Source organism: Pseudomonas sp. RIT-562 (assembly GCF_026241895.1).
Classification (GTDB): Bacteria; Pseudomonadota; Gammaproteobacteria; order Pseudomonadales; family Pseudomonadaceae; genus Aquipseudomonas; species Aquipseudomonas mandelii_F.
The window spans coordinates 331,613-353,705 of the sequence record NZ_JAPJIV010000002.1 but is presented as its reverse complement, the minus strand read 5'-3'; the positions used below and the strand labels follow the sequence as shown (position 1 = coordinate 353,705).

At 59.2% G+C, this 22,093-nt stretch carries 18 protein-coding genes and 1 tRNA gene; 16 read left to right on the top strand and 3 right to left on the bottom strand.

The genetic code is table 11. The annotated features are described in order from the left end of the window. Positions 1-42 precede the first annotated feature (42 nt). The 9 genes from ORL50_RS04435 (at position 43) to ORL50_RS04395 (ending at position 12,175) form a co-directional block, all read left to right on the top strand. Positions 43-609 (top strand): RBBP9/YdeN family alpha/beta hydrolase, encoded by a 567-nt coding sequence (locus tag ORL50_RS04435; protein WP_266010608.1) that lies wholly within the window; start codon positions 43-45, stop codon positions 607-609. A gap of 123 nt (positions 610-732) precedes the next feature. Beyond that, positions 733-2,736, top strand: a complete 2,004-nt coding sequence (locus tag ORL50_RS04430) for a DUF1302 domain-containing protein (protein ID WP_266010411.1) — start codon at positions 733-735, stop codon at positions 2,734-2,736. Positions 2,737-2,777: 41 nt separating this feature from the next. Continuing rightward, positions 2,778-4,136, top strand: coding sequence for a DUF1329 domain-containing protein (locus ORL50_RS04425; RefSeq protein WP_266010410.1), 1,359 nt, complete (start codon positions 2,778-2,780; stop codon positions 4,134-4,136). Between the two features lie 69 nt (positions 4,137-4,205). Next, positions 4,206-5,294 carry a WD40/YVTN/BNR-like repeat-containing protein gene (locus tag ORL50_RS04420; RefSeq protein WP_266010409.1) on the top strand — a complete coding sequence of 363 codons (1,089 nt, stop codon included), beginning with the start codon at positions 4,206-4,208 and terminating at the stop codon, positions 5,292-5,294. Between the two features lie 16 nt (positions 5,295-5,310). Then, on the top strand, positions 5,311-7,821 hold the full coding sequence (locus tag ORL50_RS04415; protein WP_266010408.1) for an efflux RND transporter permease subunit: 2,511 nt from the start codon (positions 5,311-5,313) through the stop codon (positions 7,819-7,821). A gap of 6 nt (positions 7,822-7,827) precedes the next feature. After that, on the top strand, positions 7,828-9,606 hold the full coding sequence (locus tag ORL50_RS04410; protein WP_266010407.1) for an acyl-CoA dehydrogenase C-terminal domain-containing protein: 1,779 nt from the start codon (positions 7,828-7,830) through the stop codon (positions 9,604-9,606). Between the two features lie 22 nt (positions 9,607-9,628). Beyond that, positions 9,629-11,272 (top strand): fatty acid--CoA ligase, encoded by a 1,644-nt coding sequence (locus ORL50_RS04405; protein ID WP_266010406.1) that lies wholly within the window; start codon positions 9,629-9,631, stop codon positions 11,270-11,272. 120 nt (positions 11,273-11,392) lie between these two features. Continuing rightward, the gene (locus ORL50_RS04400) at positions 11,393-11,752 is read left to right on the top strand and encodes a potassium channel family protein (protein WP_266010405.1); all 360 of its coding nucleotides are present in this window, start codon (positions 11,393-11,395) and stop codon (positions 11,750-11,752) included. 54 nt (positions 11,753-11,806) lie between these two features. Beyond that, entirely contained in the window at positions 11,807-12,175 is a 369-nt protein-coding gene (locus tag ORL50_RS04395; protein WP_150583123.1) for a PH domain-containing protein, read from the top strand. Between the two features lie 505 nt (positions 12,176-12,680). Here the strand turns inward: ORL50_RS04395 and ORL50_RS04390 are convergent. Next, positions 12,681-13,835, bottom strand: a complete 1,155-nt coding sequence (locus tag ORL50_RS04390) for an RHS repeat-associated core domain-containing protein (RefSeq protein ID WP_266010403.1) — start codon at positions 13,833-13,835, stop codon at positions 12,681-12,683. Between the two features lie 862 nt (positions 13,836-14,697). Here ORL50_RS04390 and ORL50_RS04385 point away from each other — a divergent pair. Beyond that, positions 14,698-15,081 carry a hypothetical protein gene (locus ORL50_RS04385; protein WP_266010401.1) on the top strand — a complete coding sequence of 128 codons (384 nt, stop codon included), beginning with the start codon at positions 14,698-14,700 and terminating at the stop codon, positions 15,079-15,081. Between the two features lie 224 nt (positions 15,082-15,305). Here ORL50_RS04385 and ORL50_RS04380 read toward each other — a convergent pair whose 3' ends face one another. Both ORL50_RS04380 and ORL50_RS04375 read right to left on the bottom strand, forming a co-directional pair. Next, positions 15,306-15,635 (bottom strand): hypothetical protein, encoded by a 330-nt coding sequence (locus tag ORL50_RS04380; protein ID WP_266010399.1) that lies wholly within the window; start codon positions 15,633-15,635, stop codon positions 15,306-15,308. Between the two features lie 178 nt (positions 15,636-15,813). Next, positions 15,814-15,898, bottom strand: a tRNA-Leu gene (locus ORL50_RS04375). A gap of 108 nt (positions 15,899-16,006) precedes the next feature. Between ORL50_RS04375 and queA the strand changes: the two genes are divergently transcribed. The 6 genes from queA to ORL50_RS04345 all read left to right on the top strand — a co-directional run bounded on the left by queA (position 16,007) and on the right by ORL50_RS04345 (position 22,091). Continuing rightward, positions 16,007-17,056, top strand: coding sequence for a tRNA preQ1(34) S-adenosylmethionine ribosyltransferase-isomerase QueA (gene queA / locus ORL50_RS04370; RefSeq protein WP_266010397.1), 1,050 nt, complete (start codon positions 16,007-16,009; stop codon positions 17,054-17,056). Positions 17,057-17,070: 14 nt separating this feature from the next. Continuing rightward, positions 17,071-18,186 (top strand): tRNA guanosine(34) transglycosylase Tgt, encoded by a 1,116-nt coding sequence (gene tgt / locus ORL50_RS04365; RefSeq protein WP_163019375.1) that lies wholly within the window; start codon positions 17,071-17,073, stop codon positions 18,184-18,186. A 43-nt stretch (positions 18,187-18,229) separates the two neighbouring features. After that, positions 18,230-18,565, top strand: coding sequence for a preprotein translocase subunit YajC (gene yajC / locus ORL50_RS04360; protein WP_007982729.1), 336 nt, complete (start codon positions 18,230-18,232; stop codon positions 18,563-18,565). Between the two features lie 63 nt (positions 18,566-18,628). Continuing rightward, entirely contained in the window at positions 18,629-20,497 is a 1,869-nt protein-coding gene (secD, locus tag ORL50_RS04355) for a protein translocase subunit SecD (protein WP_266010389.1), read from the top strand. Between the two features lie 9 nt (positions 20,498-20,506). Further along, a complete protein-coding gene (secF, locus tag ORL50_RS04350; RefSeq protein WP_266010387.1) occupies positions 20,507-21,421 on the top strand; it encodes a protein translocase subunit SecF in 915 nt (304 codons plus the stop codon). A 121-nt stretch (positions 21,422-21,542) separates the two neighbouring features. Next, positions 21,543-22,091 (top strand): glycine zipper 2TM domain-containing protein, encoded by a 549-nt coding sequence (locus tag ORL50_RS04345; protein ID WP_266010385.1) that lies wholly within the window; start codon positions 21,543-21,545, stop codon positions 22,089-22,091. Positions 22,092-22,093: the final 2 nt, after the last annotated feature.

Genomic DNA, 22,093 nt, shown 5'->3' with positions numbered 1-22,093 from the left:
GCAAAGAGCCAGTCGAGTAATCGAGAAAGCGAAGGTGTTGAAGTGGACAAACTGCAAACTGCCGCCACCGTTCTGATCGTCCCCGGTCTGCGCGAGCACGTTGCCGAACATTGGCAAACATTGTTGCAAGCCAGATTGAGCAAGGTCCGCAGCGTGCCGCCGCTGGAAACCGACAAGCTCGACTGCCAGGCGCGTGTGCGGGCAATCCAGCACGAGCTGGAACAGATCGACGGGCCGGTGATTCTGGTCGCCCACAGCGCCGGTGTGTTGATGGTTGCGCACTGGGCCGCGCAGTTCGGTCGTCCGATCAAGGGCGCGCTGCTGGCCGCGCCTCCGGATCTGGATGCGGTTTGGCCGCCCCACTATCCGTCCTCTGCAACCCTGCGCAGTCAGGGCTGGAATCCGCTGCCCCAAGGCCCGCTGCCGTTTCGCAGCATCGTCGCCGGCAGCACCAATGATCACCTTGCCAGCCTTGCTGCGGTCACCCGCATGGCAACGGGCTGGGGTGCCGAATTGCTCAATCTGGGCGAAGTCGGCCATCTCAATCCGGCCGCAGGATTTGGCCACTGGCCGCAAGCCGAGGCACTCATCCTGGAGCTGGACCGCTAATACAAGGAGCTGGACTGGCAGTACGCCAACCGGCATTTGCCCTCATTCCTTAATCGCACACCCACAGAGGTTTGCGCGGGGGCGGCTGCGCTTAAAACAAATACAAAAAGGCGGAGACACGTAATGCACAACAATAAGAATCATGGCTTCACCACTGCACGTTACACCCTGCTGGCCTCGGCGATCCTGGCCACCCTTGTGCCCGCCGCCCATGGCGCAGAAATAGATATGGGGGACCCGGACTGGGCTGTGCGTGTGGATAACACCATCAAGTACAACTACGGCGTACGCACGGAAAGCGCCGATAAACGCCTGTTGGCAACCCCGAACAACAACGACGGCGACTACAACTTCCGCAAGGCCGGCACCAACATCACCAACCGTTTCGACTTGCTGACCGAGCTGGACGTGGTCTACCAGAATCACATGGGCTTTCGCGTCAGCGCCGCCAGTTGGTACGACAAGGCTTACGAGAACACCGGCTCCAATTCCAACCCCTTCGTCAACGGTAATGACGCCCGCTCGGGCCTGGTCGCCAACGACCCGCGCCTGGGCGCCGTCACCAGTGACAACGTCGGCAATGGCAGCCCGCACCTGAGCAATTATGCCCAGCGTTATTACAACGGTCCGTCCGGTGAAATCCTCGATGCCTTCGTGTTCTACAGCACCGAAATCGGCGAGGAGTCGCTGCTGAGCGTCAAGGCTGGCCAGCACAACGTGTTCTGGGGCGAGACTATTCTCAACCCGGTGCATTCCAATAGCTACGGCCAGTCCGGCCTGGACCTGGCCAAGCTGGCTGCATCGCCGGGCACTGAGGCCAAGGAGTTGTTCGTCCCGCGTAATCAGCTGTCGATGTCATTCACGGTCAATCCTGAACTGACGGTGGGTGCCCAATATTTTCTCGACTGGGATGCCGCGCGTCTGCCTGAAGCCGGCACCTATTACGGTGGTTCCGACCTGGTCGGTTTTGGTGCGCAATCGTTCCTGCTCGGCAACACCAACGCCGTGGTTCCGGGCAGCCCGCTGGGTTGTGGCCTGGCGCCGTGCAACGGCTTGACCAACGTGCGTCGCGGGCATGACCTGACGCCGGACAAACGCGGCGACTGGGGCCTCATGGCCAAGTGGTCGCCCGCCTGGCTGGACGGCACCCTCGGCGTCTACTACCGCGAAACCTCGGAAATCCTCCCGCAAGCCTGGCTGGATGCCCGGGGCCTGAGTTCGGCCAACGCCAACGGCACTCCGCCGGCAGGGCAGGTGCCCGCAGTGGTCAACACCCTCAACTCGCTGAGCACCGCCACCTATCAAATGGCCTATGCCGACAACATCAAGATCGTCGGCCTGAGCCTGTCCAAGGACGTTGGCGGGGTGAGCGTGGGTTCGGACCTGAACATCCGCCACAACATGCCGCTGGCGAGCATTCCGGCCATTGTCAGCACCAACAGCCCGCTGGGTCTCGGCCAGGGCCTTGGCCTGTTGCCAGCGCGTACCGCCAGCACCGGCGTGGTGTACGACACCCCGCAAAAAGGCGACAGCATGGCCGCCACCGGCGACACCTTGCACTGGACGCTCAACGGTCTGATGACCATTGGCAAAACGCCTGTGTTCGATTCGGCGACCCTGCTTGGCGAGCTGTACTACAGCAATCTGCTCAAGCTCGATAGCAAGAACGAGGCGCTCTACAAGGGCAAGGACACCTATCGCGGCATCGACGCGCCGACTCGGGACAACTGGGGCGTCGCGGTCAACTTCATCCCCACCTGGTACCAGGTATTTCCCGGTGTCGACCTCAACGCGCCGATGTCCATCAACCTCGGTCTCGACGGCGTTTCACCGGTCTCCGGTGGCGGCGCCAAAGACACCGGTAACTACGCCGTCGGCCTCGGGGCCGTTGTGTACAACAAATACTTTGTCGACCTGAAGTACGTGGACTCTTTCGGCAAGGCCGACAAGTGCAATGTCAGCGGCGTCAGCACCGGCCCGAACGGCGGCGACGGTCCTGCGCCGAACGCCTTCAGCGGTAACGAAAACTACGCCTGTTACGCCGGCGGCTACTCCGCCTTCTCCGGTGGCGGCGCAACGACTGAAGACCGTGGCGCCGTGTACCTGACGATGAAAACCACTTTTTGATGCACCACTGATTTGCTCAATGCAAGCAGGAGAATAACAAGATGAAATTCGTGAAAACCGTGTTGGCCGCGTCGCTGACCATCATCCTTGTCGCCCAGGCACAGGCCGCTGTCTCAACCCAGGACGCTAGCCAGTTGGGCAGCAGCCTGACCCTGGTGGGTGCCGAAAAAGCCGGCAACGCTGATGGCTCCATCCCCGCCTACAGCGGTGGCCTGACCACCGCGCCGGCCAGTTTCAAAGCCGGTGACAGCATGCGCCCGGACCCCTTTGCCAATGAAAAACCGGTGCTGGTGATCGATGGCAAAAACGTTGATCAGTACAAGAGCATGCTCAGCGCCACCACGGTGGAGCTGGCCAAGCGCTTTCCGACTTTCCGGGTCGACGTGTACCCGACCCACCGCACCGTCTCGCTGCCCAAAGCGATCCTCGATAATGGCGTGAAAAACGCCACCGGCGCCAAGTCCCTGGAAAACGGCTTGGCCATCGACAACGTGCTGCCGGGCGTGCCGTTCCCGATTCCGCAGTCGGGCAACGAGGCGATGTGGAACTTCCTGTTGCGTTACCAGGGCGTGAGCATCAACTCCAAGTACGACTCGTGGAACGTCGACTCTGCCGGCGTGCCGAGCCTGGCGACCACCGGGCAGGCGTTCATCTCGTATCCGATCTACGAAAACCTGACGCAACCGATCAGCAGCGCCGACGTGTATTACCAGATGAAGCTGTCGTACACCGGCCCGGCGCGGCGAGCGGGCGAAGCGGTGATGCTCAAGGACGCCGCCAACCCGTTGCAGCAACCGCGTCGCGCCTGGCAGTACCTGCCTGGGCAGCGTCGGGTCAAGCTGGCACCGAACCTGGCGTACGACACGCCTAACCCGGGCACCGCTGGCGCAGGCACCTACGACGACGTGTTCGTGTTCAACGGCGCGCTGGACCGCTACGACTGGAAGCTTACGGGCAAGCAGGAAATGATCGAGCCCTACAACACCTACAAGCTGACCTATGCCCAGGATCCGAAGGCGTTGACCACCGCCAATCACCTGGCACCGGACTTCGTGCGCTGGGAAAAACACCGCGTCTGGGTGGTCGAAGGCACCCTCAAGGCCGGCGCCCGCCACATCTACGCCAAGCGCCGCTTCTACCTCGACGAAGACAGCTGGAGCGCCCTGGCCTCGGATCAATATGACGCCCGTGGCCAGCTCTATCGCGGCTCCTTCGCCTTCCTCAGCCAGAGCTACGACAAACAGGTGCCGGACTCGACGCCGTTCATGATCTACGACCTGGTGGGCGGTTCCTACAACATCAACGGAGTGGTCGGTCCTTACGGCGGCATCAAGTACATCGACCCGCTCTCCAAGGCCCAGTGGTCGTCGGAATCCCTGGCCGGCAGCGGCATTCGCTGACCAACCGCTGGCTTGAACGCCAGGCACACGACTGTGTGTCCTGGCGCGGTTTTCCGAAGAGGGCGCGGTATGTGTTCGTATAAGAATTATCTGCAGGTTGCGTTTGGCCTGATGCTCGGCCTGATGCAGGGCGTCACTCACGCGACCGATTACGTTGATGTGCTGGACCTGCCGGCCAAGGTCAGCCCATTGGCGATCAACAGTTCGTTGTCCGGCATGGCCCGCGCCGGTGAGCGCGTGATCGCCGTCGGCCAGCGCGGCCATATTTTATATTCGGATGACGCCGGCAAGCGCTGGCAACAGGCGGCCGTACCGGTCAGTGCCGACCTTACCGCCGTGAACTTCCCAACAGCCACCCAAGGCTGGGCGGTGGGTAATGACGGCGTGGTACTGCACAGCCGCGACGCTGGCGCGACCTGGTCCCGGCAACTCGACGGGCGTCAGATGGGTGCCTTGCTGGTCAAGCACTACTCGACGCTGGCCAGCGCCGAACCGGGCAACGAGCAATGGCCGCTGCTGGTTGCCGAGGGCCAGCGCCTGGTCGAACAGGGCGCAGACAAACCGCTGCTCGACGTCTGGTTCGCCAATGACAAGGTCGGTTATGTGATCGGTGTGTTCAACCTGATCCTGCGCACCGACGACGGTGGCCTGAGCTGGACGCCATTCCAGGATCGTACCGATAACCCCCAAGGCTTTCACCTCAACGCCATCGCCTCCACTGGCGACGCTCTGTACATCGCGGGCGAGCAAGGCCTGCTGCTCAAATGGGACGACAGCCGCCGCCGCTTCGCCGCCGTGCCGACGCCTTATCAGGGCAGCTTCTTCGGCGTGCTGGGCAAGCCGGGCGAAGTGCTCGTCTACGGCTTGCGCGGCAACGTACTGCGCAGCACCGACGGCGGCCACAGTTGGAACGCACTGAACACTGGCCTGCACGTCAGCATCACCGCCGGCCTGATCGATGCCGGTGGCCACTACCGCCTGTTCACCCAGGGCGGGCAGATGCTCGTCAGCCAGGGCTCGGGCGCAAACCTGCAGCTGCTGCGGAAAACGACGCCGACACCCATAGCCGGTGCCACCCAATCTGCCGATGGTGCGCTGGTGGTGGCGGGCAGTCGTGGCGTGCGGACGCTGTCCGTCGATCCAGCCCTCGAACCCTAAGAGCGAGAACCCAGACATGGGCAATATCAAACAAGACGCCATGCCGGTGATCCGCGACCTGCGTGATTTCGATTGCCGCTCCGGCAACCTGCTGGAACGGCTGGTGTTTAACTATCGGCCGCTGTTCATGCTGCTGATGGCAATCGCCACCGTGGTGTTCGGCTTCATGGCGGTGACGCGGCTGGAGTTGCGCCCAAGCTTTGAAAAGATGATTCCGCAGAGCCAGCCGTACATCCAGAATTTTCTCGAAAACCGCCATTCGCTGCGCGGCCTGGGCAACTCGGTGCGGGTGGTGGTGGAGAACACTCAGGGCGATATTTTCGACCCCGGTTACCTGGACGTGCTCAAGCAGGTCAACGACCAGTTGTTCCTCACCGAAGGCGTCGACCGTGCGTGGATGAAGTCGCTGTGGAGCCCGGCGGTGCGCTGGACTGAAGTCACCGAGGAAGGCTTCCAGGGCGGCCCGGTAATGCCCGATACGTATTCCGGCCAGGCTGAACAAATCGAGCAATTGCGCCAGAACATCTCCCGCGCCGGTCTGGTCGGCAGCCTGGTGGCCAGTAATTTCAAATCCACCATGCTGATCGTGCCGTTGCTTGACAAGGCCGCTGCCGGTGGCCAACCCATCAACTACCACGCGTTTTCGCAGATGCTTGAAGAGCAACTGCGCGACAAGATCGAATTCGCCGGCGACATTGCCGCTCGCAAATCCGGCGTCGAGGGCAAGGGTCAATACAAGGTCCGGGTGATCGGTTTCGCCAAACTGATGGGCGACCTGATCGACGGCCTGATCCAGGTGATGATGTTCTTCGGCCTCGCCGTCGTCACCTCGCTGGTCATCATCTATGCCTACACCCGTTGTGTGCGCAGCACTTTGCTGGTGGTCGGCTGTTCGTTGATCGCGGTGGTCTGGCAGCTGGGCATCGTCGCCTGGCTTGGCTATGCCATCGATCCGTACTCGGTGCTGGTGCCGTTCCTGATCTTCGCCATTGGCGTTTCCCACGCGGCGCAGAAAATGAACGGAATCATGCAGGACATCGCCCGCGGCACTCACAAACTGATCGCCGCGCGCTACACCTTTCGCCGTTTGTTCATCGCCGGTGTCACCGCGTTGCTGGCTGATGCGGTGGGCTTTGCGGTGCTGATGCTGATCGACATTCCGGTGATCCAGGACCTGGCGATCACCGCGAGCATCGGTGTCGCCGTGCTGATCTTCACCTCGCTGCTGCTAATGCCGGTGGCGCTGTCCTATGTCGGCGTCGGTGCCAAGGCGGCCGAGCGCGCCCTGAAAATCGACACCCGCGCCGAACACCACAAAGGCTTCGGCAAACTGTGGGACTTGCTCGACCGCTTCACCACGCGCAAATGGGCCACTGGCGCGGTCCTGGTTGCAGTGTTGATGGGCGTGGGTGGTTTCATGGTCAGCCTGAACCTGAAAATCGGCGACCTTGAAAGCGGTGCGCCAGAGTTGCGTGCAGACTCGCGCTACAACCGCGACAACGCCTACATCACTGAGCACTACGCGCTGTCCAGCGACCTGTTCGCGGTGATGATCAAGACCGCGCCGGAGGGTTGCCTGAACTACAAGACCCTGGTGCTTGCCGATCGCCTGGCCTGGGAACTGCAACAATATCCGGGCGTGCAGGCGACCACTTCGCTGGTCAATGCGGTGCGGCAGATCACCGCCGGCACCTACGAAGGCAACCCCAAGCTCAACAGCATCCAGCGCAACCAGGACGTGCTGAACTACGCCGCGCAGCAAGCCTCGGTGAACTCGCCGGAGCTGTTCAACAACAACTGCTCGCTGATGCCGGTGATCACCTTCCTCAAGGATCACAAAGCCGAAACCCTGGATGCCGTGGTGGCGATTGCCGCCAAATTCGCCAGGGAAAACAGCACCGAGGACCGCCAGTTCCTGCTTGCCGCCGGCACAGCCGGGATCGAGGCCGCGACCAACATCGTGGTGCGCGAGGCCAACCGCACCATGCTGCTGTATGTCTATGCGGCGGTGACGTTGTTCTGCCTGATCACTTTCCGCAGCTGGCGCGCCACCCTGGTCGCACTGTTGCCGCTGGTGCTCACCTCGATCCTCTGTGAAGCCCTGATGGTAGCCATGGGCATTGGGGTAAAAGTCGCGACCCTGCCGGTGATCGCCCTCGGCGTGGGGATCGGCGTCGACTACGCCCTGTACCTGCTCAGCGTGCAATTGCACTTCCAGCGCCAGGGCCTGCCGCTGTCCCAGGCCTACCGCAACGCCGTGTCGTTCACCGGCCGGGTGGTCGGGCTGGTCGGCATCACGCTGGCCGCCGGCGTGGTGTGCTGGGTCTGGTCGCCGATCAAGTTCCAGGCCGACATGGGCATCCTGCTGACCTTCATGTTCCTGTGGAACATGCTCGGCGCGCTGATCCTTATTCCTGCCCTGTCGTACTTCCTGCTGCGCGAAAAAACGCTCGGCACCGTTCCTGTTGCGTCTACCCAAACCACTGAACGTCCGGGCGTGCCCCACGCCCTGACCACTTCCGAGTAAGTAACGATGCCTGAATACAAAGCTCCCCTGCGCGACATGCAGTTCGTACTCAACGAGGTTCTCCAGGTGTCCCGGCTGTGGGAAAAATTGCCTGGCCTGGCCGAGGTGATCGATCAACAGACCGCCGACGCGATCCTGGAAGAAGCCGGAAAAATCAGTGCCGAAGTGATTGCTCCACTGAACCGCGCCAGCGATGAACAGGGTTGCACCTGGAGCAATGGCTCGGTCACCGCGCCGGACAATTTTGCCCAGGCCTACCAGGCGTTCGCCGAGGGTGGTTGGGTCGGCGTCGGCGGTGATCCGCAGTTCGGCGGCATGGGCATGCCCAAGGTCATTTCGGCGCAGGTCGAAGAGATGGTCAACTCGGCCAGCCTGTCCTTCGGCCTGTACCCGATGCTGACGGCCGGCGCCTGCCTGTCGATCAACGCCCACGCCAGCGAAGAGCTCAAGGAACGTTACCTGCCAAAAATGTATGCCGGCACCTGGACCGGTTCGATGTGCCTGACCGAAGCCCACGCTGGTACCGACCTGGGCCTGATTCGCACCAGGGCCGAACCCCAGGCGGACGGCAGCTACGCCATCAGCGGCAGCAAGATTTTCATCACCGGCGGTGAGCACGACCTTACTGAAAACATCATCCACCTGGTCCTCGCCCGGCTGCCGGATGCGCCGGCAGGGCCCAAAGGCATTTCACTGTTTCTGGTGCCCAAGGTGCTGGTCAATCCCGATGGTTCGCTGGGTGAGCGCAATGCGCTGTCCTGCGGCTCGATCGAACACAAGATGGGCATCAAGGCTTCCGCCACCTGCGTGATGAACTTCGACGGCGCCACCGGGTGGATTATCGACGCACCCAATAAAGGCCTGGCGGCGATGTTCACCATGATGAACTACGAGCGGCTGGGCGTTGGTATCCAGGGCCTGGCCCAGGGCGAGCGCTCCTACCAAAACGCTTTGACCTATGCCCGCGACCGCCTGCAAAGCCGGGCGCCAACCGGTGCACAACACCCGGACAAGTCCGCCGACCCGATCATCGTCCACCCCGACGTGCGGCGCATGCTGTTGACCATGAAAGCCCTCAACGAAGGCGGTCGCGCGTTCTCCAGTTACGTGGCGCTGCAACTGGACGTCGCCAAGTTCAGCGAAGATCAGGCCAAACGTACCCGTGCGCAGGAACTGGTGTCGCTGCTGACCCCGGTAGCCAAAGCGTTCCTCACCGACATGGGCCTGGAAACCACCCTTCACGGCCAACAGGTCTTCGGTGGTCACGGCTACATCCGCGAGTGGGGCCAGGAACAGTTGGTGCGCGATGTGCGCATTACCCAGATCTACGAAGGCACCAACGGTATCCAGTCCCTGGACCTGGCCGGGCGCAAAGTCGTCGGCAGCGGCGGGGCGCTCTACCGCCTGTTCGCCTCGGAAATCCGCAACTTCACCGCCAATGCCTGCGCTGACCTCGGCGAGTTCACCAAACCATTGAACGCCGCCGTGGACACCCTCGACGCACTGACTGCGTGGCTGCTGGACCGGGCCCAGGGCAACCCGAATGAGATTGGCGCGGCCTCGGTCGAGTACCTGCAAGTGTTCGGCTACACCGCGTACGCCTACATGTGGGCCCGCATGGCCAAGGCCGCCCTGAGCACCCATTCCACAGACGATTTCTACGCCAGCAAACTGGCCACCGCGCAGTTTTACTTCGCCCGCCTGCTGCCTCGCATCCACTCGTTGAGCGAGTCGGCCAAGGCGGGCAGCGAATGCCTCTATCAACTGGACGCGGCGCAGTTCTGAGCCCCCGGACAAGGAACTCCACATGCTAAAAACAAAAATCATCCCGCCTGCTGAAGGCGCCTACGCCTACCCCCTGCTGATTAAGCAATTGCTGCTGTCCGGCGTGCGCTACGAGCCGGGCCGGGAAATCGTCTATGCCGACAAACTGCGCTACAGCTATCAAGTACTGAACCAGCGCATCCGCCGCCTGGCCAATGCGCTGACGGCGGCCGGGGTCAAGGCCGGAGACACTGTGGCCCTGCTCGACTGGGACAGCCATCGCTACCTGGAATGCTTCTTTGCCGTGCCGATGATCGGCGCGGTGTTGCACACGGTGAACATCCGCCTGTCGCCGGATCAAGTGCTCTACACCATGAACCACGCCGAGGATGATTGGGTGCTGGTGCATGATGATTTCCTGCCGCTGCTGGAACAGATCCAGGGTCAGCTGCCGACGGTGAAGGGATTTCTCCGACTGACTGACGACACGCCAGTGAATACGTCTTTGCCGATGCTGGGCGAGTACGAACACCTGCTGTCCCAGGCCTCGGACCAGTACGACTTCCCTGACTTCGACGAGCACTCGGTGGCGACGCTGTTCTACACCACCGGCACCACGGGCGCACCGAAAGGCGTGTACTTCACCCATCGCCAACTGGTCCTGCACACCCTCAACGCCGTCGGCACCCTGGGCGTCTATCAAGGCCAGCCGCTGTTGCGTTCCGACGACGTGTACATGCCGATCACGCCAATGTTCCACGTGCATGCCTGGGGCGTGCCCTATGTTGCGACTATGATGGGTATCAAACAGGTCTACCCCGGGCGCTACGAGCCCAACAGCCTGGTCCGGCTTTTCAGGGATGAGAAGGTCACTTTTTCGCATTGCGTGCCCACCATCCTGCAAATGATCCTCAACTGTGAGGAAGGCAAATCTGCGCGATTCGACGGCTGGAAAATGCTCCTCGGCGGCAGCGCCCTGACCCTCGGCATCGCCAGCGAAGCCGCCGGCAAAGGCATGCTGGTGCACGCCGGCTACGGCATGTCGGAAACCTGCCCGCTGCTGTGCCTGACCTACCTGCGCGACGAAGACCTCAAGCACCCCATTCCCGGCCAGTTGCCGTTCCGCATCAAGACCGGCACTCCCGTGCCGATGGTCGACCTGAAAATCATCGACGGCAACGGCGCCGATGTCGTCCACGATGGCGAATCCCTCGGTGAAATCGTCGTCCGCGCACCCTGGCTGACTCAGGGCTACTTCAAGGAGCCGGAAAAAGGCGCCGAACTCTGGCACAACGGCTGGCTGCACACCGGCGACATGGCCTCGATTGACGCGATGGGTACTGTGGAAATCAAGGACCGGATCAAGGACGTAATCAAGACGGGCGGGGAGTGGATCAGCTCCCTGGAGCTGGAAAGCCTGATCAGCGAACACGCGGCCGTCATGTCCGTCGCAGTCGTCGGCATCGCCGATCAACAATGGGGTGAACGCCCCATGGCGCTGGTGGTGTGCGAACCGGGGCACTATCTCGACCGCAAAATCCTCGAAACCCACCTGCAAAGCTTCGTTGACCGCGGCCGCATCAATAAATGGGCGATACCCAAGCAATTCAAATTCGTTGCCGAAATTCCCAAGACCAGCGTCGGCAAAATCAATAAAAAACTGATCCGCGAAAGCGCAGCGAACTGAGCGCTGCCCCTTCGGGCGCGACATCGCAGGGGCATGCGATGTCACGCTTTCCGGCGCTTGTGCCAAGCTGATGGAACCCTGCAAAGCCCTCAGCCCAGACAATCTCCAGGAGCCCATGCCATGAAAGCCAATCATGCATCGAACGTGCGCAGAGAATTCTTCAAAGCCACCGGCTTCTACCTTCGAGTCGTGTGGCCGATCATTTCCGTGCTGGTGCTGATCATCATCGGCTCCGGCCTGATCATCGGCTATCTGGAGGACTGGAAGGCGCTGGACGGCATCTACTTTGCGTTCGTGACGGGTTTCACTATTGGTTATGGAGAACTGGTGCCCAAGCTTGGCGTGTCGCGGGTGTTGGCGATCTTGCTTGGGTTCAACGGCGTGTTGATGACGGCGATATTTGCGGCGGTGAGTGTTCGGGCGATAGAGGTTGCGGTGAAGGCATCGGTGTCGGACTCGGCTTCGGGGTCGGAGGAGTAGGTAAAGGCTGCGACAACATGCTTAGATGGGCGTTTAAATCGGGCGGAATGGCAGATGATCGACTTCAACAACAAGGGCTTTTTTAAACTCAAGCAGAACGACGAATATGCTGAACGGGTTACCGCGCTGCTGCTGGACGGCGAGCAAGTCATCGACTCGTACAAGTCCATGCGCGACGGCGTGGTGTTCACCAACAAACGCATCATCGCCGTGAACGTCCAAGGACTTACGGGCAGCAAGAAAGACTTCACCTCATTGCCGTATAAAAACATAGTCGCCTATTCGGTAGAGACGTCCGGAACATTCGACCTGGACTCCGAACTGGAGATCTACTTTTCGTCGCTGGGCAGAGTGAAATTCGAATTCACGGGCCGAACTTCGATGGTGGAAATCTCGAAGTTGATCTCGCAGCATTTGCTCTGAAGCAAGCGAGAAGCCCCGAAAGGCCGGGGCCCGAGGCCATCCAAAACTACTCCAGAATCCACGCGAGCCCCACCGCAGAAGCCACACCGGGAAAGATCCAACCTGGCAGGCCAACTCCCATGCACCACGCCCCACTGTAGGAGTGAGCCTGCTCGCGATAACAATCCCCCAGCCCTCCAACACCCAAAATCCCACCACAGCCATGCCAGCCCCACCCCACAAAAAACGTAACCTGCGAACAAAAATCCACCCCCCAAACACAACTCAATGTGGGAGCGGGCTTGCCCGCGAACGCGCCAGATCACCCACCACCAACCCAAATGACCCACCACCACCGCAGACAACCCCGCAGCCCTAGTATCTAAAGGGTACTGGTCTTGCTCTTCGAGATTTGTCTAGTTCACCTTTGCAGTAAAAAACTGCGTCCCCGTTTTTCTCCGTTTTTCTGATACCCGTTTTTCATGTCCGTTTTTTACTCTGTCTCATGCCTTCGTCTTGCCGTCGCTCAGCTCTTCCTTATGTTTATATTACCCAGCCAGGGTGTCGGCAGATTCGCCAGTGAAGGTATAGGCAATAGACGGATGTTCTGATACATGGCAGCAGGGAAAACGAGTTCCGAACCCACAGCCGTGCCTCGGTCGCCTGGAATAAAAGTAAAATCTCTACCCGGCTGTTTGCTTGGGTAGTCTTTAACATAGACGCCGTAAATGGTTGGCGATTTTCCAGCGATGTATGACGTGTTGGCTATGGCTGGATCATAAGAAAAATCTGCGTACGGGAAAATATCCTGTTTGTTTCCTCTATAATCTCGGTCGACTGATGTTTTGGCGTAGTTTCCAGCGAAGTCGATATCAAGTGTTGCATAGAATCCCTCTCCGTGTTTTTGTCCGTTGGCAGACCCCGCGAGATTTATGTCGAGGCCTTTTTCGAAACTTTGTAGGTGCTTACTTGAAGAGCCATGGAATGCAGCCAACAAGTATCCGTCGGCAGTTGATGAAGCACCGTTAAGACTTGAAGTTGTAGAAGGAATTAGGTGTGGGCGGGGTATTTTCAATCTTGGTTTGTGTTTTACAAGTGCGTTGACGATGGAGTCCATCAGAATGGGTGTACGTCCTGTAGGGTCTCGTCTCGTGATTGGGTTTCCTAAACAATAAGCGTAAGGGTTTAGACCGCCGCTACCAAATGGGCTGAAGCTGTCAGGACTGTTAAATCGCATCAATACTGGGTTAAACGCCCGATATCCGTTTCCCAATAAATAATGCCCGGTTAACGAATCTGGCCGCTCGCCATTAAAGCCTAGCAAGCTTGTTTGCCAGCTTTCAGGTTGGGTGTAACCATAGGGTGTATAAAGAATGTGGTGAGTTGTATTTTTACCTGAGGATGTCTGCAGGACAGTGCGATTTTGATCCGTGGTCAGTAATGATATGAAAAGAGCGTCACCCCTGCCTTGTTTTTGTGCTAGCACTTGGCCGTCGTTGTGAAAGATCGAGCAATGTTCCTCCCCCTCTACCTCTGTGGTTAGGAGTCTTTTGCAGTAGAAGCGCTGACACTCCGCTTCGCCGTAGAGTGCGCTGGCAACAAGGCGGTCGAGAGCGTCGTAGCGATAATGGCGAAACGGGTTACATTGGATTGACATGCGATAAGCGCTCGGAAATCCCATATGAAGGCGCTCAGTATCGAATGAATCGTCAGATCGGGGTACTAGCAGAACTGATAGTGCAGATACCAAGAATCCGAATGCCCTGCGGCTGGGGAGTAGTCGGCGCATAAGAAGCGGGGTGCGCTAGCGCGCAAAAAGGGGAGCGCAAAAAGGAACGAATTATTTTCCGCCTCACGTCCATTTTCCTTTTTTTCACCTCTTCCCTTTTCTTGATTTTTACGGCCTACACCAGAAGGGGTACCTGTCCCATCTCCATTTGCGTCGGTTTTTTCTGCCCGGCTTGTAGGATTATTCCTGATTTTCTAGACCATCTTGGGTTTTCTATCCGGCCTTGTACTTTGCGTTAAACCGCTCATCCCGAGGCGGTTTATCGATCGTTAACAGTGGCGCGCTTCCCATGATCGGGGCGGCAAATGTTCCTCTCGCCTCCCAGCCTGGTTCATCGGTGGACGGAAGTCGGCGGCGTGGGGCCGGTGCCGGGATACGCCACTCATCTTGAGGGAGTGGCCAAGGCTTCCAAATACCTTAAGTACGGTGGCTGGGTCGGTACAGCGGTCGGGGGAGGGGCGTCGGCCCTGAAGGTGCAGGATGTGTGTACGACAGGAAAATCCGAAGCTTGCGAGCGGGTTAAATTCACTGAGGCGGGAAGTTTCGTCGGCGGAATCGCAGGCGGTGCTCTAGTAGGTGCGGCCTTAACTGCTCAGACTGTTGGTGGGATTTGTCTGGCGGTTGGCGTACCCACAGCCGGAATTGGAACCTTGGTATGTGGCGTGGTAGTGATGACGGCGGGATCGTTAGCAGGTGGTGCGGTGGGTATTGGGCTTGGTGATTTATTTGGAGATGTCGTTTACGAGATGCGTAGATGAGCCCGGCGAAATTGACTTTCGGACTTTTAGGTGGTGCGCTTCTCATAATGATATTCATTTGGATGGGCTTCGCACTTTACTTGGCCTACACCAAGATGGATGTAGTGCTTAAATATTTGAAAAACAGCACTGCCGTCTTGGCGTTATCTCATTACCGGCGTCAAGGGGTGTGGGGCCAACTGCACTTGATTGCGGAGATAGCAGCACTCGTCACATGCCCCAAGCGGCATGTAACAAACGGTACTCTAAGTGGTGAAGATTTAAACAGTCTTCCTGCTTCCCTTAAACGCCTACTTGTTATTTGGCGCTGGGGGATAATAATTCTTTGTGGGCTGCTTTTTTTATTTGGTGGCATTGGTGGAGTTGCCGGTTGGCTTTAGCGATCTCAAAGCCTGTGCTCCGCCAGTCAACGCGCACTTTAATCATTCCAACTTGTAGCATGCGCTGGGGCATGGACGAATTTGGAGGTTTTGGTCCTCTTTAGGTTCTCACCTTTTTTGGTCCATGCACCCCAACCCCAACCCTAGCGGCATTGCCGTGTGTTCGAAGAAACAAGTCTTTCTTCCGCCCTGAACCTCGGTCGCAATGCGGGCGCCGCCTTCATTCATTGAATGTCTTTCAGATAGTCCTTGAGCGCGATAAGGGGCGCTTCAAGCTGGTCGATCGTCCGCACAGCGCTGAAAGCCGCTGATAGTTTTTGCAGCTCGCGACCCAGTGCTGTATCAACACCACCGACAGTGCTCAGGGCCAAGGTCAGACATTCACCCACTTTCCCCTGAATCGCCTCTACATCCCCCCGCCGAACCAACAACCCAAAAACCTCCCGCTCATAATCACTCATGATCGGATCATCCCGCAGAATCGGGCTCGACCCCTCCGTCTCATAAGCGAGCTTCAGGCAATACAGGGCAACGGCTTCCAGGAGCAATTCCATGGTGGGGAATCCTTGTGAAATGGTTCACCGGGTGGGGGGAGGGCGCGCGCAACGAGCAAGATCAAAAGATCGTCCGATCGCGGCCCGAGCCTTCGGCAGCTCCTACGTGGGTTCGCACCGGGGTGGCTTTATCGCAGGCGAAAAAAAAGGCCTTGCAAAGCAAGACCTTTCTTAATTTTGGTGCCCCGAGGGAGACTCGAACTCCCACTTCTTGCGAAAACGGATTTTGAATCCGCCGCGTCTACCAATTCCGCCATCAGGGCTCAATGGCGGCGAAGTATAGAGATGAGATTACCGTTGGTCAATCACGTTTCATGGAGAATTTTTGATATTTCCGCTAGACTTCCCGGCCCTGCTAGACGAACCCCATCATGCGCGTTGCTGACTTTACTTTCGAGCTCCCTGATTCGCTGATTGCTCGCCATCCTTTGGCTGAGCGTCGCAACAGTCGCCTGTTGACCCTTGATGGGGTCAGCGGCGCCCTGGCACACCGTCAATTCACTGATTTGCTGGAGCATTTGCGCCCCGGCGACTTGATGGTGTTCAACAATACCCGGGTGATTCCGGCGCGGCTGTTTGGCCAGAAAGCTTCCGGCGGCAAGCTGGAAATTCTGGTTGAGCGGGTGCTCGACAGTCATCGCGTGCTGGCCCATGTGCGGTCCAGCAAGTCACCGAAGCCGGGTTCCAAGATCCTGATCGACGGCGGTGGCGAGGCCGAGATGCTGGCGCGGCACGATGCATTGTTTGAGCTGGGGTTTGCCGAAGAGGTGTTGTCGCTGCTCGACCGCGTCGGGCACATGCCGTTGCCTCCTTATATAGACCGCCCGGATGAAGGCTCGGATCGCGAGCGTTATCAGACGGTGTACGCCGAGCGCCTGGGCGCGGTGGCGGCGCCGACGGCGGGGCTGCATTTTGATCAGCCGCTGCTGGAGGCGATTGCCGCCAAGGGCGTCGAGACGGCGTTCGTGACTTTGCACGTGGGTGCAGGCACGTTCCAGCCGGTGCGCGTCGAGAAGATCGAAGATCACCACATGCACACTGAATGGCTGGAAGTCGGCCAGGACGTGGTGGATGCGGTGGCGGCCTGTCGCGCTCGCGGTGGGCGGGTGGTGGCGGTGGGGACCACCAGCGTGCGGTCCCTGGAAAGTGCTGCGCGCGATGGCGTGCTCAAGCCGTTCAGTGGCGATACGGACATCTTCATCTACCCGGGCCGGCCGTTTCATGTGGTCGATGCCCTGGTCACCAACTTCCATTTGCCTGAATCCACGCTGTTGATGCTGGTTTCGGCGTTCGCCGGTTATCCCGAAGCCATGGCCGCTTATAAAGCCGCCGTGGAGCATGAATACCGCTTTTTCAGCTACGGTGATGCGATGTTTATCACCCGTAACCCCGCACCACGTGGCCCTGAGGACAAAGAATGAGTCGCCAAAGTCGTATGTCGTTTGAGTTGCTTGCCACAGACGGCAAGGCTCGTCGCGGTCGCTTGACCTTCCCGCGCGGTACCGTCGAGACCCCGGCGTTCATGCCCGTGGGCACCTACGGCACGGTCAAGGGCATGCTGCCGCGGGATATCACCGCCACTGGCGCGGAAATCATTCTGGGCAACACCTTTCACCTGTGGCTGCGTCCTGGGACCGAAGTGATCAAGAAACACGGCGACCTGCACGATTTCATGCAGTGGAAAGGCCCGATTCTGACCGACTCCGGTGGTTTCCAGGTGTTCAGCCTGGGCGCCATGCGCAAGATCAAGGAGGAGGGCGTGACCTTCGCCTCCCCGGTAGATGGCGCCAAGGTGTTCATGGGCCCGGAAGAGTCGATGCAGGTCCAGCGCGACCTGGGCTCGGACATCGTGATGATTTTCGACGAATGCACGCCGTACCCGGCTGACGAAGACGTCGCGCGCATTTCCATGGAGCTGTCGTTGCGCTGGGCCCAGCGTTCGAAGAATGCCCATGGCGACAATACGGCGGCGCTGTTCGGCATCGTTCAGGGCGGCATGCACCAGGACCTGCGCATGCGCTCCCTGGAAGGGCTCGACAAGATCGGTTTTGACGGCCTGGCCATTGGCGGCCTGTCGGTGGGCGAGCCCAAGCACGAGATGATCAAGGTGCTGGATTATCTGCCGGGCCAGATGCCGGCTGACAAACCTCGTTACCTTATGGGCGTTGGCAAACCGGAAGATCTGGTTGAGGGTGTGCGCCGCGGTGTGGACATGTTCGATTGCGTGATGCCAACCCGTAATGCCCGCAATGGGCATCTGTTCATTGATACAGGCGTGCTGAAGATCCGCAACGCGTTCCATCGCCATGATGATTCGCCGCTGGATCCGACCTGCGATTGCTACACCTGCCAGAACTTCTCCCGTGCTTATCTGCATCATCTGGACAAGTGCGGCGAAATGCTGGGTAGCATGTTGAATACCATCCACAATTTGCGCCATTACCAGGTGCTTATGGCTGGTTTGCGCGAGGCTATTCAACAGGGTACATTGGCCGCCTTTGTCGATGCCTTCTACGCCAAACGCGGACTTCCCGTTCCGCCTTTGGACTGAGTTTTCTGACCCCAAGATTCAACATTTGCAACTGGAGTGCTAAATGAGCTTTTTTATCTCTAACGCCATGGCTGACGCTGCTGCACCTGCTGCAGGCCCAATGGGCGGCGGCTTTGAGTGGATTTTCCTGGTCGGTTTCCTGGTCATCTTCTACCTGATGATCTGGCGTCCACAGGCCAAGCGCGCCAAAGAGCAGAAGAACCTGCTGAGCAGCCTGCAGAAAGGCGACGAAGTTGTGACCACTGGCGGCATCGCCGGCAAGATCACCAAAGTAGCTGACGATTTCGTGGTTCTGGAAGTTTCCGACACCGTCGAAATGAAGTTCCAGAAAGGCGCTATCGCCGCCACGCTGCCAAAAGGCACGCTGAAAGCGATCTAAGTTTCAACTTCTACTCAATCGACGGGGCGCGCAAGGCGCCCCGCGTCATAAGCGGGCGGCGTGATGCTGAACAAATACCCTCTGTGGAAATACATTCTGATCCTGGCGGTGCTGGCGGTCGGTCTGATTTATTCCGCTCCCAATCTTTATCCTGATGACCCGGCCATTCAGGTCAGCGGTGCAAGCACTGCGCTGCAGGTCAATCAGGCTGATCTGGATCGTGTGAGCACTGCGCTCAAGGAATCCGGGATCAACGTCAAGGCGACTTCGCTGACGGCGGGTGGCAAGGGCGGTCTGATTCGCCTGGTCAAGGCTGAAGATCAGCTGCCGGCCAAGGACGTCGTGCGCAAGGCATTGGGTGATGACTACGTCGTTGCACTGAACCTGGCGCAAACTACTCCGCAATGGCTGCGCAACCTGGGCGCGCACCCGATGAAGCTGGGCCTGGACTTGTCCGGTGGTGTGCACTTCCTGCTGGAAGTGGACATGGACAAAGCTCTGGATGCTCGCCTGAAAGTCTACGAAGGCGATGTGAAGAGCCTGTTGCGCAAAGAGAAACTGCGCTATCGCAGCCTGCCGCAACTCAACGGTGCCATTCAGCTGGGTTTCAGTGATGAAGCTTCCCGCGAACAGGCCCGTGCACTGATCCGCAAGAATTTCAGCGATTTCGACATTGTTCCGGCCGACCTTAACGGTCAGGCGGTACTGCGTCTGGCGATGACCCCGGCCAAGCTGGCGGAAATCCGCGAATATTCCATCAAGCAAAACTTGACCACGGTACGTAACCGCGTCAACGAGCTGGGTGTTGCCGAACCGATCGTGCAGCGCCAAGGCGCCAACCGCATCGTGGTTGAGCTGCCAGGCGTGCAGGACACGGCTGAAGCCAAGCGTATCCTCGGCAAGACGGCCAACCTTGAGTTCCGTCTGGCTGCAGAGCCTGGTGCTTCGAAAGCCACTTCGGAATCTTTCGAGTTCCGTGAAGGCAATCGTCCTGCGGCGCAGATCGAGCGTGGCCTGATCATCACTGGCGACCAGGTGACTGACGCCAAGGCCGGCTTCGGCGAACAAGGTACGCCAGAAGTGAACATCCGCCTGGATGGTCACGGTGGCGAGCTGATGAGCCGTGCGACCCGTAACAACGTCGGTCGCAGCATGGCGGTGATCTTCATCGAGCAGCGCCCGGTCACCACTTACACCAAGCAAGTGGTGGATGGCGTCGAGAAAGACGTAGCGGTGCAGACCTTCAAGGAAGAGAAGAAGATCATCAGCCTGGCGACCATCCAGTCGCCACTGGGTGCTCAGTTCCGCATCACTGGCCTGAACGGCCAGGGCGAGTCGTCCGAGCTGGCGCTGTTGCTGCGTGCCGGTGGTCTGGCCGCGCCAATGTACTTCGCTGAAGAGCGCACCATTGGCCCGAGCCTGGGTGCGGACAACATCACTAAGGGTATCGATGCGTCGCTGTGGGGCATGCTGTTCGTCTCGCTGTTCATCATCGCCATCTACCGCTTCTTCGGCATCATTGCCACGGTCGCTCTGGCTGTGAACATGGTGTTGCTGCTGGCACTGATGTCGCTGCTGGGTGCAACGCTGACCCTGCCGGGTATCGCCGGTATCGTATTGACCATGGGTATGGCGGTCGACGCCAACGTGCTGATCTTCTCGCGGATTCGTGAAGAGATTGCCGCAGGCATGACCATCCAGCGGGCAATCAACGAAGGCTTCGGCCGGGCATTCACCGCGATTCTCGACGCCAACCTGACTACGTTGCTGGTCGGCGGGATTCTCTTCGCCATGGGCACCGGCCCGGTCAAGGGCTTCGCAGTGACCATGTCCCTCGGGATCTTTACCTCGATGTTCACGGCCATCATGGTGACCCGCGCGATGGTCAACCTGATCTTCGGCGGTCGTGACTTCAAGAAGTTGTGGATTTAAGGGGCTGCCATGTTACGTACAATCAACTTCATGGGCGTTCGCAACGTTGCGTTCGGCGTCACATTGTTCCTCACGTTGCTGGCCTTGTTCAGTGTCGCTACCAAGGGCATGAACTGGGGCCTGGACTTTACCGGCGGTACGCTCATCGAGCTGACCTACGAGCGTCCGGCCGATGTCACCAAGGTGCGCGAGCAGCTGGTGACGTCCGGTTATCACGATGCGATCGTGCAGAACTTCGGTGCGACTACCGATTTGCTGGTGCGCATGCCGGGTGAAGACCCGCAGCTGGGCCATCAGGTAGCGGAAGCGCTGCTGAAGGTCGGCGGCGATAACCCGGCGTCGGTCAAGCGCGTCGAGTTCGTTGGCCCGCAGGTGGGTGAAGAGCTGCGCGACCAGGGCGGCCTCGGCATGCTGATGGCGCTCGGCGGTATCCTGATCTACCTGGCTTTCCGCTTTCAGTGGAAGTTTGCGGTCGGTGCCATCCTGTCCCTGATCCACGACGTGATCGTGACCATCGGTATCCTGTCGTTCTTCCAGATCACCTTCGACCTGACGGTGCTGGCGGCGGTGCTGGCGATCATCGGTTACTCGCTCAACGACACCATCGTGGTATTCGACCGGGTTCGAGAGAACTTCCGGGTGCTGCGCAAGGCGACGCTGATCGAGAACATCAACATCTCGACCACCCAGACCCTGCTGCGCACCGTGGCCACTTCGGTGTCCACGCTGCTGGCCATCGCCGCGCTGCTGTTCTTTGGTGGTGACAACCTGTGGGGCTTCTCCATTGCGCTGTTTATCGGTGTTCTGGCGGGTACCTACTCGTCGATCTACATCGCCAACGTGGTGCTGATCTGGCTGAACCTGAGCACTGAGGATCTGATTCCTCCGGTGGCTACTGACAAGGAAGTTGACGACCGCCCATAACGGCTATCGTCTTCCAGCTGTCGGCCTGAAAGGCGCGAGTATTGAACTCGCGCCTTTTTTTGTGCTCCAAGGCTGGGAGAAGCGCGGGCTTTGTCCCGCATGTGATGGTCAGGAGGTTCATGTGAACAAGTCGTTGCTGGTTGGTGCGGTATTAGGTGCTGTCGGTGTGACTGCCGGGGGTGCTGTTGCCACCTACAGCCTGGTTAAAAGCGGCCCTGAGTATGCGCAAGTTCTAGCCGTTGACCCGGTCAAGAAACAGATCAAGACGCCACGTGAAGTGTGCAAGGACGTAGCCGTGACCCGCCAGGCGCCGGTCAAGGATCAACACCAGATCCTCGGCACTGCCATTGGCGCAGTCGCCGGTGGTCTGCTGGGCAATCAGGTCGGCGGCGGTACGGGCAAGAAGATTGCCACCGTTGCGGGCGCGGTTGGCGGCGGTTATGCCGGTAACAAGGTGCAGGAAGGTATGCAGAACCGCGATACCTACACCACGACCCAGACTCGCTGTAATACAGTGAATGACATCAGCGACAAGGTCGTTGGTTATGACGTTCGTTATTCGCTGGATGGCAAGGAAGGCAAGGTGCGGATGGATCGCGATCCGGGAAATCAGATTCCGGTGGATAAGGAAGGCAAGTTGATTCTTTCGCAGAATGAGCCTGGCCAGTAAGT

What these genes read in the sequence shown, in the direction of transcription:
- ORL50_RS04430 (WP_266010411.1), top strand. Translation starts at nt 733, where the DNA reads ATGCACAACAATAAGAATCATGGCTTCACCACTGCACGTTACACCCTG.
- ORL50_RS04425 (WP_266010410.1), top strand. Translation starts at nt 2,778, where the DNA reads ATGAAATTCGTGAAAACCGTGTTGGCCGCGTCGCTGACCATCATCCTT.
- ORL50_RS04420 (WP_266010409.1), top strand. Translation starts at nt 4,206, where the DNA reads ATGTGTTCGTATAAGAATTATCTGCAGGTTGCGTTTGGCCTGATGCTC.
- ORL50_RS04415 (WP_266010408.1), top strand. Translation starts at nt 5,311, where the DNA reads ATGGGCAATATCAAACAAGACGCCATGCCGGTGATCCGCGACCTGCGT.
- ORL50_RS04410 (WP_266010407.1), top strand. Translation starts at nt 7,828, where the DNA reads ATGCCTGAATACAAAGCTCCCCTGCGCGACATGCAGTTCGTACTCAAC.
- ORL50_RS04405 (WP_266010406.1), top strand. Translation starts at nt 9,629, where the DNA reads ATGCTAAAAACAAAAATCATCCCGCCTGCTGAAGGCGCCTACGCCTAC.
- ORL50_RS04400 (WP_266010405.1), top strand. Translation starts at nt 11,393, where the DNA reads ATGAAAGCCAATCATGCATCGAACGTGCGCAGAGAATTCTTCAAAGCC.
- ORL50_RS04395 (WP_150583123.1), top strand. Translation starts at nt 11,807, where the DNA reads ATGATCGACTTCAACAACAAGGGCTTTTTTAAACTCAAGCAGAACGAC.
- ORL50_RS04390 (WP_266010403.1), bottom strand. Translation starts at nt 13,835, where the DNA reads ATGGGATTTCCGAGCGCTTATCGCATGTCAATCCAATGTAACCCGTTT.
- ORL50_RS04385 (WP_266010401.1), top strand. Translation starts at nt 14,698, where the DNA reads ATGAGCCCGGCGAAATTGACTTTCGGACTTTTAGGTGGTGCGCTTCTC.
- ORL50_RS04380 (WP_266010399.1), bottom strand. Translation starts at nt 15,635, where the DNA reads ATGGAATTGCTCCTGGAAGCCGTTGCCCTGTATTGCCTGAAGCTCGCT.
- queA (WP_266010397.1), top strand. Translation starts at nt 16,007, where the DNA reads ATGCGCGTTGCTGACTTTACTTTCGAGCTCCCTGATTCGCTGATTGCT.
- tgt (WP_163019375.1), top strand. Translation starts at nt 17,071, where the DNA reads ATGTCGTTTGAGTTGCTTGCCACAGACGGCAAGGCTCGTCGCGGTCGC.
- yajC (WP_007982729.1), top strand. Translation starts at nt 18,230, where the DNA reads ATGAGCTTTTTTATCTCTAACGCCATGGCTGACGCTGCTGCACCTGCT.
- secD (WP_266010389.1), top strand. Translation starts at nt 18,629, where the DNA reads ATGCTGAACAAATACCCTCTGTGGAAATACATTCTGATCCTGGCGGTG.
- secF (WP_266010387.1), top strand. Translation starts at nt 20,507, where the DNA reads ATGTTACGTACAATCAACTTCATGGGCGTTCGCAACGTTGCGTTCGGC.